25 protein-coding genes are annotated in these 19584 nt (G+C 37.4%); all 25 read right to left on the bottom strand.

The genetic code is table 11. The annotated features are described in order from the left end of the window. The 25 genes from ABGV42_RS01270 to ABGV42_RS01150 all read right to left on the bottom strand — a co-directional run bounded on the left by ABGV42_RS01270 (position 1) and on the right by ABGV42_RS01150 (position 19455). The gene (locus ABGV42_RS01270; RefSeq protein WP_347380008.1) at positions 1–369 is read right to left on the bottom strand and encodes a hypothetical protein; all 369 of its coding nucleotides are present in this window, start codon (positions 367–369) and stop codon (positions 1–3) included. A gap of 103 nt (positions 370–472) precedes the next feature. After that, positions 473–637: a hypothetical protein gene (locus tag ABGV42_RS01265; RefSeq protein WP_347380007.1), complete on the bottom strand. Its 165-nt coding sequence runs from the start codon at positions 635–637 to the stop codon at positions 473–475. A 54-nt stretch (positions 638–691) separates the two neighbouring features. After that, positions 692–994, bottom strand: coding sequence for a hypothetical protein (locus ABGV42_RS01260; RefSeq protein ID WP_347380006.1), 303 nt, complete (start codon positions 992–994; stop codon positions 692–694). 152 nt (positions 995–1146) lie between these two features. Beyond that, a complete protein-coding gene (locus tag ABGV42_RS01255) occupies positions 1147–1590 on the bottom strand; it encodes a hypothetical protein (RefSeq protein WP_347380005.1) in 444 nt (147 codons plus the stop codon). A gap of 339 nt (positions 1591–1929) precedes the next feature. Then, positions 1930–2241 (bottom strand): hypothetical protein, encoded by a 312-nt coding sequence (locus ABGV42_RS01250; protein ID WP_347380004.1) that lies wholly within the window; start codon positions 2239–2241, stop codon positions 1930–1932. Between the two features lie 856 nt (positions 2242–3097). Beyond that, on the bottom strand, positions 3098–3511 hold the full coding sequence (locus ABGV42_RS01245) for a hypothetical protein (RefSeq protein ID WP_347380003.1): 414 nt from the start codon (positions 3509–3511) through the stop codon (positions 3098–3100). A 280-nt stretch (positions 3512–3791) separates the two neighbouring features. Beyond that, positions 3792–5399 (bottom strand): TROVE domain-containing protein, encoded by a 1608-nt coding sequence (locus tag ABGV42_RS01240; RefSeq protein ID WP_347380002.1) that lies wholly within the window; start codon positions 5397–5399, stop codon positions 3792–3794. Positions 5400–5504: 105 nt separating this feature from the next. Then, the gene (locus tag ABGV42_RS01235) at positions 5505–5990 is read right to left on the bottom strand and encodes a hypothetical protein (RefSeq protein WP_347380001.1); all 486 of its coding nucleotides are present in this window, start codon (positions 5988–5990) and stop codon (positions 5505–5507) included. Positions 5991–7120: 1130 nt separating this feature from the next. Further along, positions 7121–7732, bottom strand: a complete 612-nt coding sequence (locus ABGV42_RS01230; protein ID WP_347380000.1) for a hypothetical protein — start codon at positions 7730–7732, stop codon at positions 7121–7123. Positions 7733–8007: 275 nt separating this feature from the next. Continuing rightward, positions 8008–8286 carry a hypothetical protein gene (locus tag ABGV42_RS01225; protein WP_347379999.1) on the bottom strand — a complete coding sequence of 93 codons (279 nt, stop codon included), beginning with the start codon at positions 8284–8286 and terminating at the stop codon, positions 8008–8010. A gap of 13 nt (positions 8287–8299) precedes the next feature. Continuing rightward, a complete protein-coding gene (locus ABGV42_RS01220; protein ID WP_347379998.1) occupies positions 8300–8578 on the bottom strand; it encodes a winged helix-turn-helix transcriptional regulator in 279 nt (92 codons plus the stop codon). A gap of 55 nt (positions 8579–8633) precedes the next feature. After that, complete coding sequence (locus tag ABGV42_RS01215; RefSeq protein ID WP_347379997.1) at positions 8634–9137, bottom strand: helix-turn-helix domain-containing protein; 504 nt, start codon at positions 9135–9137, stop codon at positions 8634–8636. Between the two features lie 94 nt (positions 9138–9231). Continuing rightward, positions 9232–9828: a hypothetical protein gene (locus tag ABGV42_RS01210; protein WP_347379996.1), complete on the bottom strand. Its 597-nt coding sequence runs from the start codon at positions 9826–9828 to the stop codon at positions 9232–9234. Positions 9829–10286: 458 nt separating this feature from the next. Next, a complete protein-coding gene (locus ABGV42_RS01205; RefSeq protein ID WP_347379995.1) occupies positions 10287–11405 on the bottom strand; it encodes a hypothetical protein in 1119 nt (372 codons plus the stop codon). Positions 11406–11435: 30 nt separating this feature from the next. Beyond that, the gene (locus ABGV42_RS01200) at positions 11436–12011 is read right to left on the bottom strand and encodes a hypothetical protein (protein ID WP_347379994.1); all 576 of its coding nucleotides are present in this window, start codon (positions 12009–12011) and stop codon (positions 11436–11438) included. 33 nt (positions 12012–12044) lie between these two features. Then, positions 12045–12404 carry a hypothetical protein gene (locus ABGV42_RS01195; protein ID WP_347379993.1) on the bottom strand — a complete coding sequence of 120 codons (360 nt, stop codon included), beginning with the start codon at positions 12402–12404 and terminating at the stop codon, positions 12045–12047. A gap of 78 nt (positions 12405–12482) precedes the next feature. Beyond that, a complete protein-coding gene (locus ABGV42_RS01190; RefSeq protein WP_347379992.1) occupies positions 12483–12806 on the bottom strand; it encodes a hypothetical protein in 324 nt (107 codons plus the stop codon). Between the two features lie 12 nt (positions 12807–12818). Next, positions 12819–13349 carry a hypothetical protein gene (locus ABGV42_RS01185; RefSeq protein WP_347379991.1) on the bottom strand — a complete coding sequence of 177 codons (531 nt, stop codon included), beginning with the start codon at positions 13347–13349 and terminating at the stop codon, positions 12819–12821. 1636 nt (positions 13350–14985) lie between these two features. Then, positions 14986–15321, bottom strand: coding sequence for a hypothetical protein (locus ABGV42_RS01180; protein ID WP_347379990.1), 336 nt, complete (start codon positions 15319–15321; stop codon positions 14986–14988). A 1219-nt stretch (positions 15322–16540) separates the two neighbouring features. Then, positions 16541–17011: a hypothetical protein gene (locus ABGV42_RS01175; RefSeq protein WP_347379989.1), complete on the bottom strand. Its 471-nt coding sequence runs from the start codon at positions 17009–17011 to the stop codon at positions 16541–16543. Between the two features lie 13 nt (positions 17012–17024). Further along, the gene (locus ABGV42_RS01170; protein WP_347379988.1) at positions 17025–17381 is read right to left on the bottom strand and encodes a hypothetical protein; all 357 of its coding nucleotides are present in this window, start codon (positions 17379–17381) and stop codon (positions 17025–17027) included. Positions 17382–17398: 17 nt separating this feature from the next. Further along, positions 17399–17704, bottom strand: coding sequence for a hypothetical protein (locus tag ABGV42_RS01165; RefSeq protein ID WP_347379987.1), 306 nt, complete (start codon positions 17702–17704; stop codon positions 17399–17401). A 2-nt stretch (positions 17705–17706) separates the two neighbouring features. Beyond that, positions 17707–18255: a hypothetical protein gene (locus ABGV42_RS01160; RefSeq protein WP_347379986.1), complete on the bottom strand. Its 549-nt coding sequence runs from the start codon at positions 18253–18255 to the stop codon at positions 17707–17709. Between the two features lie 574 nt (positions 18256–18829). Beyond that, complete coding sequence (locus ABGV42_RS01155; RefSeq protein WP_347379985.1) at positions 18830–19138, bottom strand: hypothetical protein; 309 nt, start codon at positions 19136–19138, stop codon at positions 18830–18832. Positions 19139–19149: 11 nt separating this feature from the next. After that, positions 19150–19455 carry a hypothetical protein gene (locus tag ABGV42_RS01150; protein ID WP_347379984.1) on the bottom strand — a complete coding sequence of 102 codons (306 nt, stop codon included), beginning with the start codon at positions 19453–19455 and terminating at the stop codon, positions 19150–19152. Between the last annotated feature and the right edge of the window lie 129 nt (positions 19456–19584).

Genomic DNA, 19584 nt, shown 5'->3' with positions numbered 1-19584 from the left:
TTACCAACCGATAAGACCATCCGTATTATGAAGTGTTTCTTCACCGTCGTAAATAGTTCGTACTACGCGAAGATAAGGCCAACTAGGATAGTTGGGTCCGAAATTTGCCATATTCATATCATCAGGTAGTGCAAGCAAGAACCAGAAGAACTGTTCACCAGTTGAATTCTCCGTGATTGGGTGCTCTGAATAATACTCGCGTGCGTCTTCATTATATAGCACAGCTTCAGGTCGTGCCCATACACAGTACTCAAACTCTTTGTCGAATCCTACTGCATGTAATAAGAAGCCACCCTTATGAGATGATATGTAAAGGTTCTCAATATTAGTCTGATGCCCATCAGTATTAACGTAAAACTTTGCTGTCATTTTCTAACCTCCTCCTGTAATTTACTACTATATACTCCTAGCGAATTACTAAAGATTACAAAATCAGCCAGAGCAGAGTTGGTCACTAAGTTCTGGCTGTATATTAAATATAATGGTTTAATCCACGTAAATAGAGGTTATAACATTCTTTATCTTCGCAAATTATTACTTCCCAGTCAACATCATCAACAAGCGTTTCCTCACCACAAAAGTTGCAGTGTTCTACACGTTTGCCCTCTGGCACAGGCTTTCCGTCAAATTCATCCATTAACCTAACCTCCTATTTCTCTATATACAGTATAGTTAAGGATAATTTAACGAGTTAAACTCTCAGTCCGATCCATCGTTCTGCAGGGAAGATTGCGTTAGAGAATTCGTGATAATCACGGTGCTTCCAATTATCGTCCGTATCTCTTGTTACTACGTGATATTCTCCGACCCAAGAGTTACCGGACATAAGCTGCTGATTATCAATAATAGCCTGCATAAATTCTCGGTTTCCGTGATGCATCCTAACGTCACCAATGTTTACGTTACCGTGCGTGTAATACTTGCCGGATTCTCTGTAAAATGTGACCTCTACTTCTAGACCGTTCTTTATATACTCAGGGTTAGTTTTAGACATCGACAAACTCTCCTTTTTGTTTATCAAATTTCCACGTTACGATTGGCACAACTGCAGGAGGATATTCCCTAACCTCACGCATAAGCTGAATTAGTACCTGGTCCAACTCAGCAGGAGTGTATGTATCATTAGTGTTGTGAGTTAACATCAGTTTACCCCTTTCCAATATATGTGAGTAATTCCTTCTCTGTCGAGATCTCACCTGCAATGATTTTTTCATACACCTCGACAGATTTGTTAAGTTCAAGTCTGTCACCAGTGATTTCCAGAGCTAAAGATATCAGTAAGTTTTTGAGTTCAGGAGGATCATCGTTTTCCGCAACATTCAAAATAGCATTACCCTGACTGAGAACAGATAACCTGTTAATCCCGGCAACAGTCTTGAGTATAGCTAAAGTACAAAATTGCTTAATCTTTTCCATGCGCTCGGTTTCCGATTCGATCACATCGAACTCAGCGAGTTTGTCTTTGTCGAAAATGTCAGCCAACTTCGAATATGCAGAATCGGTATCACCAGAGGCTAATGTACTGTTCAGTAAATCAAACTGGATAGCTAATGAAATAAGTTGTGACATTCTCTGTAGATTCTCAATCATCTACCTGAACCCTCCTTTAAATTTTTTACCTTTCTTTCACCACTAATTAATTAAAAGGACATAATAGGGACTAATATCATAAATTTAAGCAAATTAAAACTCTATGTCAGGTAGACCATAGAGTTGAATTTCGATCTGATTCACAGTTGGGGTATAGCCCTCTGGTCTGGGAGGGAGCAGAGCCTATACGCCCAACTCTAAATCAGATCAGCAGCGATATATGCTAACTAAGTCATCATATATCGCTACCAAAAACAGTTAATTTATTCTTTTCTTACTTATACAACTTATTTAAAAGGACACATGGAAGATGCAAAAATTTTAAATAAGATCAATTTTTTATTTTTCAAGATGCTTTTTAAGATATGTTTCAAGGTAAGTTGTATCCTTTAAGAGACGGTTAAGCAATTCAGCATCTTTTGGCAAGTCTAAAAGTGCCCAAGTAGCTACAAGATCAGAATGACCTTTCTCTTCTGCTTCCGCAACTTTACGTGCGTAATAACTATCTAAATCAGCACGTTCACCTAATTTAAGTCTGTAAATTCCGTCAGTGTCGAATAGGATGGCTGGTGACTCAATAATATGAATTGGCCTATCGCTATCAGTATCCCAAAAGTAAATGCTGCCATGTCTTTCCTGATATTCGGCCATTATGCCACCTCATCAGTCTTTTTAGGTCTACCACGCTTAGCACATCCACAAGAAGCAAAGTGCTTATTGACGAATGCAGACTTACGTAGCGGTACCGTTTCACCGCAATCACATTTACAGATTACAGTCCTCTTGTCATTAGGGTCAATCTTCACAAAGGTAAGTTTACCACTTCGTGATCCGCGTAAGGCTTCTTCAAGTTTCCGTACTTCCACACATCCACAAGATTTCTTAGTACCAGAACTGACACGTTGGAGAGTCTCGAGCACGATTTCACCGCACTCACACTTAAACTCCCAAATAACTGTTCGATTCTTACGTTCTTCAGTTGGTCCTACAACAGTTAACGAATTCCATTTAGTTCCGATGTAGTTTTCGTGAGAAGTTCTCTTTGATCGTGCAGGCCCTTTATTACTATTATAAGCCGTTTTAATTGCTTCGTGAATAGTTTCAGCCGCATTATCTTGATCTACGTGTTCCGGTGCACTCTCAGGTACTCCGTACATATAGTAGCTATTAGCCTTAGAACCTGCACCTTCCAGTAACCAGCTAAAGGAGTAATTGAATACGGAGTGCGTACACCGACCGCTATCGTAATTACTGAATGTTTCACCATCGAATGTAGCTAAAATTCTATTCTTACAAGGACATGTACATACCCATAGAGTCTTTCGTTCGTATGTATCAAAGAATCGAACTACATCTAATTTACCGATCTTCATCCCACTGAAGTCTACCGATCCTGGAGGGAGAGTACTAGCCAAAACATCCACCTGACCTCTCTATTTATTCTATATTATATATTTTATTGGATAAATAGTAGTCAGATGCTAATACTCTCAGTAAATTTGTGTTTTTATTTAGTGTAGTACTCTCCGTCACTAAATTCAGAGATAGGTCTACCAGAAACTTCAGCATACTGAAATGCGATATACCGTCCAATCTCAATCTGCCACGCAACTTTGATACGCTTACCTTCAATCACAACAGGCTTTTCCCAAACTTTTCCCGAGGTAGCATGCTCATTAAAGAAATTGACCTGAACGTCGCTTAACCAAGAATAAGGTGAGTGTAAATTGAATTCATTGTTTACGAACTCTTGCGCTAATTTGTATAACCACAACGGAGCCCCAAAATCATCATCAGTTAAGCCTAATATATCCTTTGCGCACTCTGATCCATAGGGAATGTGATCGATAAATACAGTTTTCTTGATTTTTCGATTACAATTAGCACATACTGAATCAATTGGCGCTATAACGTACATCATATATGATACATCCTCCTAAGTCATCTTATTTTTCTCTGTTCGATATACAACTAACCCCAGAACTATTGAAATAAAGACAATCCCAATAGATTGTGTAATCAGCTGTAATTTATCGGAGTTAACGATGTATGCTGCGAGATTGAATATAGCCTGCTGACTAACCATAAGTTCAATAGGATTAAGCATGAAAGACACCTCACTTAATTTCGTTTTACTCTTTCCTATTCTTATAGGTTAATTGTAGACAAAATAAAAACCACCTCGAGGGTGGTCTTCTTATTTACAATTCTTGCTGATGAATGAACTGTGACATTGAATCGAAGCCTTCGGAAGCCATCGAGATAAAGTTAAGTACTTTATCACTCCACCCATAAATATAGTAAACTCCATCTTCCTTAGGAGTTACTGCATTTTGATAAGGAGATACGTCGATAATGAATGCTTTTGTGCCACGATTCAGGTTATTACGGTAGCGCAGGAACTCTTTATAGAAAGGTCGACCAGTGTTTTGCTGCTCATCAGTGATAATGATGATATTATCGACTTTCTTATCCATCGAGATCAATCTGGAAACCGGTGCCCCTGTGTCCGTACCATCAGTGTTTCTGTAAACACTTTTTGCATGCTCATTGGTGGCATTTTGAGCCTGTGTTAGGATAGTATCCATAGATGACGGATTCATATCGTATACGGCTCGGTTGAATGCCCAAGCTACACCATTACCCTGAGTTTTGCGGTGAAGTGCATAAGTGAAGATTGCACCCGTCATGAACATCTCGTCTCCCCACATCGATGATGATACATCGAAAAAGATTGCAGTTTGACCAGGAATATCAGGGATATTGCTCATTGATTTCTCAACAGCAAGACGCAATCCGTCTTTTACCCAAGGAGCTGTAACTTTGTTGAATGCTTTCAATAGATTATACGGGAGGATTTTACCTTTTTCCAAGGCAACTTCATCCGTAATCCGTGAGTGAATATATTCACGGTTATTTTCCAAAACGTTATGCCGGCTCAGTGTTTCCAGGTTACGAATCAATGCTGTAATTGGCATTTGTTTCATAAGTGCCTGCCAGTGTGAAGGTGTCATTGTTACAGCTTGAGTGACAACTTCCATTGGAAGTTTACCATCAGTGATCAGGTTGATTTGTTCCTCCACAGATTCCGAGTCCTTCAATTTCTCATAAGCTTCAACTTGCGGAAGTAGATGAAGTTTTTCCAGTTTAAACTGCTCCATCTGCGCCTTAGCCGACTCTTGCTTTTTCTTGCTAGATTTCTGTGTAATAGCTGAACGGAGCACTAGGTACTTGAACAGTGCTTGTTTAACCTCATCATCTTTTGGCGCTTTAACGTGATGTGTGATTAGCATATCCCCAAGATCATAACCATGTGAACGGTTAGCTGAAGCGTATTTGATCGCCCAATATTCAGTCATTTTCTCATTAAAGAATCGAGAGACTGCCCGGTGAATAGCACGACCACCTTCGCCACGTCCTTGACTCTTGATCATTGTCATGAAATCAGACAAATCATCAGGAATCAAGATAATATCAGCAAAAACCTTAGCGAAGATAGCTGGGTTTTTGGATAGAATAGACAATCCAAGTGCTGTCTGTGTACGCATGAAGCCTTTATTACGTGCATAACGTAAAGCCTTTGCCATAAACTCAGGATCTTTCTCAAAAATAGCCTGATGCAATTCAATTGATTCGTTAAGAATCTTATGTCTGTCTGCGTAAAATGTATTACCCAGTTGATTAGTCAAAATAAGCTGCAAATACTTTTCTTCAAGACTTTTAGAGTACGATTCATATCCAGCCCGGTTCAGTTCGTCAGGCTTTTTAGCGAAACTTGCGTCATCGAATAAGTTGCGAACATTAGACATTTTATTACCTCCAATATGTATATTACATTTTATACTATTCCATTAATCCAACACCACTTAATTAATTGGATAGTTTAAGGATACAATAGAATATTATATGTAATTCTACAATTCTCCTTTATTTTCCCGAGAAAAGTAGTCTTCACGAGATTCATGATAATCAACATTTAATAAACCATAAAATACCTTACGTTGTGCTTCACTTAGTGTCGTAGGGTTCTTCTTTAAGATTGCCCTTGCTACATTATTATAAGCAGGATTATCGAGTAAAGCTGTGATAATTTGCTTAGCTTTAGTCATTAATTCTGCGTCGGTTAAACTATGTATATAATCGTTACGTTTCTCGGGAGTAATAGTCAAAAATTTAATAAGTAAGTTCTGATTCTTACGTGTCTCCTTTTCACGACCCTTATCGAGGATATGCAAAACACGATCATAATAACGAGGATTATAAAACGTGATTGCAAGTGAAAATTCAGCTTCGGCAATTAATCCGGAATAACTATAGTTCTCCAGTTCATCAATTAAATTATTCTTCAATTCCTTCAAAAGTTCCCGGTGCTCAACTACTGGATCAATTCCACTGTTCACGTTAAATCCCCCTTTAAATTAAAAAACGCCAGCGTCGAAGTTAATTTCGATGAAGGCGAGTGATTTTTAAATAAATAGTTCGAGTAAAGGTAATAGGCGAAGGACTCATAACCTGCTCTCCCGCTGAGCTAACTTCCTCCTAAGAGCGAAGTGTTGGATTCGAACCAACGACCCGGTGCGTCAAATGCGAAGAATTCCTTCAGAAGCGACTCGAACTATTATATTTTACTTTGAGTGAAAGGTGATGCCACAGGTTCTATAGAATCAGCGTCGAAGTAACCAGTGACGAACGACTCAAAATATTGTTAATTATTAAAAGTGAGTAAATAAGGCGTTAAAGGTTTATTATCGGTTAAAAGTCGAGGAAACCCTTATCTAGCGACTCACTTAAATTTTATTATTTCTTCTTTCCTTATACTACTTACTTATAAGGACTTACTTGAGACTCAGTTTTTATTCTAAGTTTGTTATTTATTAGAATGCAATATCTTTAAGTTCATCGCGAGCTCTGCTACTGAGACACATAGATACTAATGAACACACTGCGAATATAGCTGCAAGAACTACCATCACTGGACTGAACCAAAATATAGCATATACAGCTAAACAGATGCAAGAAAGCGTTAGCCCCAAAAATCGATATGCTATCAAAACGACAAGAAAAGTGAAAAGGTTTACAAGTAGTTCGAGTAATAGAAATATACCTTCAGCGAAAAGGACTATATGCCATCCCTCCAGATAATATGTAAGTAATTCGAGTAAAAGTGTTATCCCAAGCATAAGGCGCTCTAACCAGACTGAGCTACATTCCGTTTCCGGAACGAGAGGATTTGAACCTCTGACCACCCGATTACAAGTCGATGAATGCCTGAGAAAGCGACTCGAATACTAAGTTAATCAATCAAATAATTCCAAACGAGTGAAGCGATATGGCGAAGGGTAGCTATTCCGGAACCTATCACCTAGCAATACAGCCGCAACCGATATTTACGTAGCCAGAGGTTACCACTCGTTTGAAATTATTTCATTGCTTAACTTCTCCTTACACCTACTTAATACTTTAGACTCTCAATGGTTAGTATAATTTATACCAGGCACCTTTATTTTAGTGCCCAGTATAAATTGTTGAATTAGTTAGCTTTAGGTCTAAGTGCGACGATATCAAGGAATTTACCTTCATCAGACAGATAAAATCCGAAATCAATCTGAGATTTATAAAAAGCATTGTAGACGTAATGATTCATAGCGGTTAAAATACGGTAAATATTAACACTTTTCGGTATTCCTTGCGCACGCTTGAAGTACTGTTCTTCGAAGTATCCCATACTTTTTTCATAGTGCGCAACTTCATATTCGATATTGAAATTAGTATCAAGTTCGACATCAGAAACGAATCTCAATACTCCGTACTGACCGTCGCTGTAATATTCGTAATCGTACGCGGTTCCTTCAGCACAGAGAACAGTATCTTGCGGAATAAAACACCTAACTTTATCCATGTTACTCAAGAAATCATATCCGGACCAGTTAATGAAATTGAAACGAACCTCAAGTCCTGATTCATTATCGTAATTTAGTGCGATTTTAATTGGCAGTTCGATGTCACCGAAGTAACAGTATGTACTTTGCATTTCCATGAAAGCCTCGTAGAACTTGTTGTATTCTGCCTTGTTAACGAATCTGTTTTCTACCTCAACAGTGATACAATCCAAGGTAGATCCGATTACATGATAGCTGCTCATTTACAAACCTCCCAGTTAAATTTTATATACGTAGACATAAAAGAATTCGTTATAAAAATTGACAGTAACACCTTTTACATACTTACGTCGTACTTCATGAACAATATAACTTTGGATTGATTGGGAATCATTCGAAGGTAGTTCCAAAATATCCCCTTTATTTGGAATATTGTTAGAATCGATATCAGCAATTTTTAAATCAATATCGTCCTGTTCGAAGTAACCAGAGGTACCACTTTTAATCATTACAGTAAACATACGATTCCTCCGTTAATTTAAATTTCAACCACATAAACGGTAACCTCTTGGTATACCTCATAAGCTACGCCACTCTCGTAGAAGTAGTTGTGAACACCAGTTACCTGGTAATATTTATCCAACTTCTCCCCAGTTAATAGGTAGAGTTTGTTAAATTCATCACGTGCCCTTAAATTAATATGTAGGGTGTGACCAATTTGAGGTATAGTTTTGTACTTAAATTGGGCAATAATTAAATCATTGCCCTCTGGATCATAATGACCAGAAGTTCCACTTTTAATTGCAACTGTAATCAATAGATTCCCTCCATCATTCGTCCCTGGTAAATATTTGATTATTCCACAAAATTCGAGTTGGTCCATTTGAGTCTCTTTCTAGTACTGTTGTACTTTCGTAGTTCTCAAATAGTTTAATTCGTCCATTATCGCGTAATATCAGCCCATCTTTTTCGAGTGATAATAAATGTGTATGGACGGTAGATACAGAACTAAGACCAACATTATCAGCGATTTCCCGGATTGTCGGAGCGTATCCATTCTCTCTTGCGAATCTATTTACGAAAATGAGTATCTTTACTCGAGTTTTCATGATATTCTCCTATTATTCTCAGAAAGTTTATCGAATCCGATTTAAGTTAATTGAATTAACTTCGCAACAAATTCAACATCTTAAGTTGACCGTTCAAATATTCCATAGCAGAAATATGTTTTGCCATTTCAGCTTGTGCAGATTTCATTCGTTCTGCGTACTGCTGATACTTATCAATATCGTTAGAGGGTAACCCTTCCGGGATATGATTGATTTCTGCTATCAATCTATTAAAACTGTCTTCTTGGTGCTTTAACTGAGCCAATAAAGATAATTCCATTTCATTAAGGGATCTATCAGTGTGTCTAGGCGTAACTTTACGCTTATCTTCACCATTCAAAACGATGATATCACCAACGTCATAGGATTTTCTGATATCCATTTTAGATACAAACTCGTTGAGTGCGTATACGATTTTTTCAAGTGTTTCTACTTCGAATCTTTTCGAGTTACCTAGACACAAATCATTAATTGTGTTAGGTCTAACACCTGAAATATCAGAAAAATAATTTCGACTTATACCTAAATCCGTCAGTATTTCATCCAATAGAATTTTCACAAAGATTTTCTCCCTTAACTAAAAGAATCAGATCAGGATTAAGTCCTGTTCCTGTATATACCATATTTAATACGATTAATTGTTGATTTTATATTTATCTAAAACCACCATTAATAACGTAAGCTGCGTGATGCTCAGGATATGTCTCAAACAATTGTGTCATTTCTTCTAAACGCTGGCTAATAAACTCCCGCTGATTCATTCGGTAACCTGTATCGCGATTTCCCGCCATTCGAGTAGTTGCGTCAGTGATATGGTGCATAAGAGAATTAACTTGCATTACAAAGTCGTTATAGTTCATAGCAATATCCCTCCAAATAGTATGTTTATAGTTGATAATATCATCCAATTCTTCAAGTTCCTGATCGAAATCAGGCATTTCCCTGAAGTATACATGATAATAGTGTGCACGTAGAAATTTAAGATTATCAGCTACAGCCTTAAAAATTTCTTTCCGTGCAATTTCCATGTCAATGTCGTAATCGAATCCTTTTCGGATAATTTTATACAGTGTCTCAAATTTTCCAAGTGAATCCTCAATATTAAAAACACGTAAATAATCGTATCCTGCAGCTTCCCGCATTTTAGCTAAACTTCGATGTTTGGTTTCTGTGTAAATACTTATCTCTTTGTCTATTTGGTACCTATATCTGTCAGGCAAATTTTCCAAGAGCGAAAGAGTCTCGTTCAAATTTAACCAACCACCTTTACAATTATTCTATATTATTAGTGCTATCGCCAGCAATAGGATAAATAAAAAACTCCCACAGTTAGTGAGAGTTTTTATTATTTTTCATTGCGTTCTGAAGATATGTACTGAAAGCTACTTGTTCATTGGATTTGTCAGAGGACGACTGTTGAGGTTGCTTTTGTTGATTAAGCAAATATCGAGGATCGTTATAATGCGAAGCACGTTCAAACGGGGTAATTCTGTCCAGAGTATATCACCTACTTGAGAGCGAGTACCCAGAAACCGAAACATAGCTGAGTCCAGGCCTGATTCGTTGCATGAAGGGTTCATACAGAATCACGAGGTTATCGAACCTAAAACTCGGAGTATTATGTAGTTTTTAAAGCGAAGTTATTTCTATACATCCGAGGATTCTGTACTTGTACTTTCTACAGCATCCTCAACAGTTTTACTTACTTTTAAATCCAACTATATCTGCTTTTGCTTCCTTTACGACGCAATTCTTCTCGTGTAGAATATAATCCATTTATAAAGTATCCCACAACTAAAGTTACCTCAAGGAACCAGATAAATCCGATAGCTAAATTACTAGGTTGTACCTGAATGTAATTGAAATCCGCAAACTGTTTTCTCTCGAATTTCTCTTCCACAAGGTTGCCTACGCCATCAATGATAGTTAAGAAGTCCGCAGTGTCACCGTTATTCATCAGTAAATCTTGCACTTCTAGTTTAAGGATGTCAACCTCACTCCACGAGAAAGCATATGCCCACGCAATCCTTCCAGAAGAATCGGCACTAAAACTAACAACAAAGTCATTCTTATTACCATTTTCCCAACTGTCCTGGAGCGCAAGTCCAGCTTCGTACGGAACATCAGCACCAAGGTTAACAAAAATCAAGTTAACTTCCTTCCAAGATTTAAGTTTACCCGGCTTTTCGGGATTTGGAACCATTTTATTGAGTCGTGTATTTAGTTCGTCTAATCTGTCCAACACTTGTACTTTATTTGGAACATCGCCAATAAACCTTGGAATCTTTATATACCCCTCAACTGTATTTGGATATGAAGGTAGATAAGGGTAGTCGTCAGGATTAACTTCCTTATTTTTAAAGATACTGTAAGATGCCTTGACTTTATTAGTGTAAGTATGTCGTGATGCAGACGTTGTTCCTATTGGATAAAAATAGGCAAGTTCAGAATCTGTGTTAGGATAAGAGTCATTAAACTTCACCTTACCATCCATAGACTTACGCACAGTAATCCACCCGTCATCCGAAGTTTTAATTCGATTAGTCGCGTCATGATGTTCCCAATAACCCGGAGTACAAGATGTAGATGTTCTACCTTTGTCATCAGTTGTCGTAGTACATACCTCAGGATGCCATTCGTCCCATTCTTCTTCATGGTCAACTGCGGTAACACTTCCGGAGCGTATCTCAATAGCTGCAGTCTGAGCAAAATAATCAATACCTACAATAATAGCGAAAATCACTATGGAAAGGACAGAGACTATAAGTAGTCTCAGCCAGTTCCGTGTAAATACAAAATATTCCAATGAGAATCCGACAAGTAACACTAAGAATAATGCACTCCAATATATCATAGGTTACCTCAAGTTGACTTCGTCGTCTTTTCCGGAATCAAAAGCACCTTGTGTGCGTTCAGATGTGACAATATACTTACTTGCATCAAGCTGAGTGAAATTAAAGAGGAAGTTCATAATTACATGACGTCTAATATATGTATTATACTCCCGAATTTGGTCAGTAATTTTAGATTGATTTCTATCAAACGTTGTACGTCCAGCAGAAATTTCATTTTGCAATTTAGTATAGACTTCAGTACCTAAACTTGGATTTGATTCCTGTACCGATTTAAAGAGAAGTTGTGTATCTTGGTAACGTCCTTCGATAATTCCAGAGTAAACTTCCTTGAAATCATCAGCTTGCATATCGGTTACCTGTGCGATCTCTTTAAACTTCTTCCACATGTTATCGTAATTGGATTGATTTGATACGTACTGCGCTTTAATTTGCTCGTCCAAACCCACCGCAGTATTACGCTGTCCCCAGATTACCATGAAACTCACTACTGCAATAATGATAGCGATGACAATTAATCCGAGACATCCAATACCAACGAATTTAAGGTTTAAACCCTTTTTATTAGTGCCCTCATTCATGTTGTAATCCCCTTTAGATTAGTATAAATACGCCTAAACCTGAATCCCGTATGGTGACAGATATTCGGCTGTTTCCTCAAGTTCAAGGAACACGTTTTCTGTACAGCCAAAATTATCAGGTGCGTAATAGCTGATACATTCGATTGCCAGTCTAGTGTCGTAGTCAACAGCGTTTTGCTGCAAGTTTCCGTAGTCGTTAACAGCCTTCCGATCAATCCAATTATCGGAGACATCGACATACATATCCCAAAGTACATTTTTACCTAGATTATCATCGAAAAATAATTTGATAATCTTGAACGTTGTCGCCCCGTCCTGCTGTACGAAAATTCCCCCGTTCTCGATAGGATTAACATCACCATAATTGACCCAGCCCATCCCGTTACTGCTCATTATATTTTCCTCCATTTTATTTAATATTCCTATCTTTACTAACACTTATTTAAAACGATTATTTTTAGTCACAAGGGTTTAATGAATGACCTCAAACAAAATTAGCTCATCAGTAAATGAATTTGTGACTAGACCTTCAGGTTCTGCAGTGTAAAATCTGATCTCACCTTCGTCAATGAAGACGGTAGAACTATATCCAGATGACCCATACTGAGAATAAAACACACGCAAGTCATGTCCTTCGAGACTTTCAAAAGGAATAGAGAGTATGCTGAAGATATAGTCAACCTCTTCTTTAACTAAAGTCCTACTAATTCGCTCCGAACCAACTAACTCCCTGACGTACTTTGCTGCCCGACTATTAATACGTTTTACTCTGATTAGTTCCTCAACATATCGCATTATAATATCCTCCTAGGCTTCTAATGAATTATAAACGTGCTCTTCCATTTCATGTAATGGCGGAATATACTTTGAATCCGTTCCGCTGTAAATGAAGTACCGAGATAAATCGATGACATATGCTTTACCTGAATAATCGATAATCACATTACCTTGATGTAAATCTTTAGGTTCCACGCCTGCCTGTACAAAAGCTGGAGCTAATTCACTGGCTAACTGTTTTAACCAGTCACTAGATGGATTTAACTCTTCTAGTATAGTACCAGCTACCCAAGGCATAACAATAAAATTCTCACCATAAGCGTAAACTGGCAGGAAGTTATCAGAGACACTCGCCATTAACTGCTGGGCTTTAATTTCATTAGTTAAATTCATAGCGTAACGTCGATATTTTATTGCTAACCGTTCAAAAATATAAACGTTCGCCTCATCGCCAAAGGCGACAGGTCTGCTCATATAGTCTTCGTCGTACATAAAAGATTCGAGGAATGTACATTCATGAGGTAACAGAGTATTGATTCCAATGTCAGTATAGTTTATCATAATTCTCCTCCTTGACTGAAGAATTAATCCGATAATATTCTGCCCATCAAAAAAGACACCCTATAAGGTGCCTTAGTTTTTAACTACCCCATATCATTATCAATTAAATAATATGTGCGATACCTATTAGATATTTAATTTAATTCCGTAGGTACAGCTGAGTCAGCTGGTATCTCACTGTATGTATATTCTACCAGGTGTTCACATTCTGAATTACGACGCTGAATATATACGCCATCCACACTTTTATCGACATTTACTTCGTCTCCGCCACAACGCAAACATACAATCTCGAACATATAATTACCTCCCAAATTCACTTTTCCAACTAATATGTAGTATTGTGGATACGTCACGGAAGGTAAAATCTAGTTCACAACCAGGGAACACCATCAATAGACTCTGCCATAAATCGCTAGCTTCAACATATCGAAGTAATGAGTTACCTTCAAATTCAGTCCATGTGCCATAAGGGCGTGAAAAAGAAAGTGCCACACTGTGAAAAGTGAAACCCAGTTTGGCTCGACGTAAACAGTCGTCTTGAATAGATGCAACAGGCATTTGAGTTAGCAAAGTTCTCAAAGCGAGATTTGCGTAATAAGTACCATGATCTATCCATTCCTGATCTGATCGAGGCAAACTGGGTTCTTTATAAGTTTTCATCAAAAATCGAAGGTTTTCGGCAGATACTATTCTTAATTGTCCCATAATGTATCAATCCGTTTCTTAATGAGTAGTCCAATTGGCAAAAATTACTTTGTGTAATTATACCATATTTCTAAGTAATTTACCAATGAAATTCATCCCGGAATGTCACCATTAAATTATCGGATAATGTCGGATTTTGAACACATCCGAGAACCATTATACATTATTTAGCAGTTTTTCGGTTCCGTAAATTTACCAGATACGATGCCCAATCGAAATCGCGAATACTGATAGCATAGTCAATTAACGCTTTAAAATCTTCGATAGTTAAACTATATGCGTCAATATCAGAAGTTTTCATCTCGACTTCGTTATAGTTGAGTGAAGAGTTATAAATGTATTTATGAGTACTTTTCGAATAGATTTTATCGAACAATGCGTCCTTACAATATGAGCATAAAGGAGTTTCGTCTCCAGAAATTCGACATACAGCGAAACCGTCAGCTGTTCTTTTACACGCGCAAGTATACATGAATACAACACCCTCCAAATTAAGACTGGTACAAACGAATACCACCCCTGAATTGGCGAATAGGGTGACATTCTGTTAAGAACATCACCCTATCTATAATGATCCTATTGAAAAATAAGAAGATTACTTCGCCTGCCATGGGATTTAAATCTGCAGCGGAGATTTAAAGTATTTGCCGGTAGTGAGGTTAACTCAGGCACCAGTGTAGTTTGAAGATTTTGCAGTTAAAACAGTAATAGAAGCCGTTTTATCTCTGCGGGACTTGAAGTGCAACTGAAAATAATAGATATGTAGATTTAGAGGTAAGTTTGGTTTTATAGAAGGAAACTAAGACAGTCCATCTGCCTTATAAATAAATTATATCACAATTTGACAATTATGTCAATCTATGCGATGTTCATACGACACAATTTTATAATATAATTTATACAAAAAGAAAACCCTACTATTGTAGGGTTAATGACGTTTAAATAATGATAAATCTCTTGGAGTACCTTGCTCATAGTAAAATCCGTACTCGTTAATGAGTTGATTGAATTCTTCAAGGATAGGTCCACCTGAATGATTGATAATTTCTTGGAACCTACCATAAACCATCATAGTGATAGTCTCCGGATTTGAGTACTCATGGTATTTTGTCACATCAATATCATCAATTACACCTAAGGCAGCACAAACTGCCTTATTGTTGAAATAGAGTCTATTACCGTGTTCCCACAAGTCATTCCGCTCAAGTAAATCTTTGATCCGTTCCGCTAGTTTCTCCAATTGATCGTCACTAACTATCGTCAAATAAATTTCTCCTTTCCATTTCCGTGATTTCCTTACGGATTAATCCTTCCTCGATTAGAGACTTGCTGGAAAGTAATATGTCTGAAATTATGAGTAGTCTTTCGATTATTGAAAATTTGTTACATCTGCCGACCCTACCGATATAGTTCTGAATTACATTACCATAAATATCGTCAGCAGCTAAACGCGTTCGGAATTCCTTTATCACAAAAGATCGGTGAGCGTCAGATACTTCGATGTAAAATCTATCTAGCTGTCGGTACAAAAATATCCCTTTGTCGCTATCTTTATTAATATGGAAAACGTTTAGAAGCGCGTAGTTTTTATCCACAGACCAACCTCCGTAGTTTGGAATAATAAAGAAGTTTAAGGTATTTTATATCCAGAGCGCTACATAGTCTGAATTAAAAATTGATAGTCTAAATACTAGAATATCAACCTATACCTAATTAAAGTGAGTATCTGTGGATTCTATTATTATTCCTTACTCAGCAGGTAAATTTAACGCTACCTAGTTGATATGCTAAACATGTATCTGAGCCAACTCATTCAATCTTAGCGCATCCGTGATAGCGTTACTATAGAATATATCTTGGTAAAAACCAATCGATCCTGTAGACTTTCCCAATCCCCATAGAATACGCATGTTCTCATTCTTAGATGTGGTAGTTGAAACCTTCGTGTCGAGGAAGATGTTTATATCTGGTTGAGACTTTAAGTATTCCTTGACAGTATCTACATCATGAATATCTCTATGTATTACGATGGTATAACTCGAATCTGCAACATACGTCTCAACAAAATTAATAATAGCATTAGTATGAATAGAGTTGTAAGTGTTTAAGTAGACACTACCCTTGTCCATCAGCATTCTCTCAAACTCAGCGTAAGCACTATCTGACATTTAAACACACCCCAACTTCAATATATTATTAGCGATCCCAAATGTACCGCTTCTTTTCAACTTTACTTATTGTTAGCGATATCTTTATGACTTTAATTGTAATCACCTATTTAATCAAAAATAAAGACACCCAGCCACATCAGGGCACAGGTGTCTCTGCATCGCAACGTGCTGTAAACTACTGAAGACCGCCGTTAGCGTAATCTATTTTCGTTAGCACGAGATAAGAAGTTACTGACAAAACGTTAATCAACGTATTTGAACTTCCCTCACTTATCTAATACTTATTATTGCCCGATGTACAATTTTTATACATCACTGACATAAATTTTTCATCTCGTCGTTTGTGCTTAGAAAATGACCCAGAGTACACTGCTCACCATAGGTCAAGATACGATCCTCAACAACTTCGTGATATTTCCGAATGTCATAATGACGTAAGATCCCGTAAGAATCGAAAATGCACATATTGTCACCCTCAACAGAGTGAATCACAACATTATGTGCTCCAACTTGAATAGTCTCAGGTACTTCGACAAGACATAAAGGATTCTCCAAGTACGCGTTAGCATATGTGATAATCTGCCAGTAGATATTCTGTAGTTTTTTGGGATTAGGGATTATCTGCTTAGCATCAAGATCGTATGTTTTATAATGATATCGGCTTTTGGCACGAATATAATTTTCAAAGTGACCGTTTAATCCTTCACATCGAATTATATGTGAATCTGCAGTCCCATACTGACAAAAATACTCTTCGCCCACCTTTACATCCTTCTTAAACATAAGGTGACCACCTCTATTTATTCAGCTGTGATTCAGGAGGCTGTAGTCCATCAACTTTCAGATAGCCCTGAACAATAATTCCCTCAGGTTCAGCCGAATCCAGATTAAGCTGTAGTTTTTTCGAAAGTTGGAAATCATGTGCTTGTTCTTCGTAAATCATGCGTGAACTTCCAGGGAAGAATACACCACCTGCGTCCATATTACCAAAGTTACAGTACATGAAACCGTTGTAGAACTCAGCGATGATTTCATCATGAGTCTTACCAACAATAACACCCGTACTTTCATTCTTAACCAAATACCCTACTACCAAAGCACCGCCGTATTTGGGTCTTACAATATCATATATTACCGTATTCACATTTAACATGATGTCCTCCAATGGTGTTAGTGAGTATGTTCGCCGTAGCGTTGAACGTATTCGCCGTTATAAATCAACAGCTTACCCTTAAATGTAAGCAAATTATCTTCATTCCAGTAATAGTTCTCTGGTAATGTGTCAGGAACACTTAGATAATGATAACCCTGCATGTCATGGACATAGAAAGGGTTAAGACGATTAACAGGTTCCAAAAACTTAGACGCAATATCATAACAATTAGCAGCTTTACCACAGTACTCACAATTACCACGGCTCTGCGCAAATCCAACGTTTGTAAAGTTCTCATGTAAACAAGGTTCGCAGATAAACATTATTAAACCTCCTTAATAGTTATCTCCTTAACAGTTACCCGACCCAATGCGACATCAAGAATTTCATCCTTGATACTCAGGTATTCCTTCAATTCATTAATGTTGTCGTCAATAGATTCGAAACCTTCCGCCAACTTGAAATCGGGATAGTGTGTAAAATCTGACCAATCATGATCGATATTAGAATAGTACTTCACGTCATGTGTTAGTGATTCGGAAACTTCAGTCAATCGCATATTGATCAGTTCGATAGCTGAGATAGCGGCTTGTAAAACAAATTGCTTAGCGAATTGAGTAAAGTAAGGGAACATTTCTTTACGTGATACTTCATTCCCTAGTGGAGTTTTAGTAAATTCGAAGTAAATGGTTCCGATATTAGCGAAGAAAATCTCACCTAGATCGCTACCTTCTTTAACGTATCCACGTTCGTACTGCTCATTCAGGTAAGCGATAAAATCATTACCCAAAGCTTTACGCTCAGCAATATAGTTTTCAAAATGTCCATCAATAAATTCTTTAGCACTCATAACCAGAAATTCATTGTAACTCATTAAAAATCCCCCTCAATAATAAGTGAAATAAAGCGGTCAAATAGCGACCGCTAGACATAATAGTATTACCAAGTTCTCCAACCGTAAGTTCTGTACTCGTGAGGTACAACAGACAATTCGCAATCGTGATAAAGATAATTCTTCATTCGAGTGCGAAATTCACCTTGCACGAGTTTTCGGTTAACTTTTGTTTCTTTCATAACTCGAGGACGTCCCCGAAGTACCTTACGGTGCTTGTAATACCGATCCTTAAGTGGATCATAAATTTTCTTCTTATTCTTGCGGGAAATATTTTTAGAAGCGAGTTCATTTTCCCATACACAGATATCATCGAAGTATTCCGACACTATTATCCCATGCATAACGCATCATTATTTGATCCGCGCCATTGTCAGATCAGATGGCGTCAGATGCACCTAATAATACCGACGTAGCGTACAGATTTCATCCAATACATATTACAGATGCACCTCCAATCACATTAATACATGTTCTGCTTGCCTTTCTAAGTGAAGAATGTTTTCGATTAATTTTAGTGCTATTTTATATTATAGACTATATGCTTGAGCATATATCAAAAATCGTATCTGACTCGTTCAGCCGTGCAAATATCGTGCGCAGCTAACTCATGACTGAACATTAAATACATGTGCATCACATTAAAAGCATTATCAATATCATCAACCGATGTTAAATCGGACTCAATGTAACCTTTATTTCTGAAGATAGGTATGTCACTGGATGTTAAAACTACTTTATACGAAGTATTACCTAAAATATCAGCTAGGTATCGATTAAGCTGACCCACAAACTCATCAGTGCCACCGTAATATTCTTCAGATAAACGTGATACATGAAATCCGAACTCAAAATGAAGTCTCATAGAAATCTCCCTTAAACGTGTGTTTTAAACAGTGAACTTCTGGAAAAAGCCCCGGAGATCAAATCCTCAACAGTTTTCTGTAAATTTGATGAATCTATAGCTGCCCTAGGCGATGGCTCAACTTGAAAGTCAAGGTTTTCTGGACTGAACAGGACACGGAATATGACTATCTCTCCATTTTTACCCCTCACTTCATATGAATGAACAACTTCGTTATCCATAAGAACAAATATTCCTGCTCCGTGTCTTCTAATTCCGTTACCGACAATCATAAGAATTAGCTGTACTTCCTCTGCGACCTTTTTTAAAACTCTCATGTTGCCACCCCCTTTAATTATCTTATCTTTCTCTACTAATATTATATTTAATACGACCATTAAGGGACTTTAAAATTATAATATTGTAGATTTAAAACGTAAAAATCCGCTCATTTTAGACCCGCATCA

The sequence above is a fragment of the Paenibacillus pabuli genome, assembly GCF_039831995.1.
Lineage (GTDB): Bacteria > Bacillota > Bacilli > Paenibacillales > Paenibacillaceae > Paenibacillus > Paenibacillus pabuli_C.
Note: the sequence above shows the minus strand (reverse complement) of the source record. Positions and strands in the feature narration are given on the sequence as shown.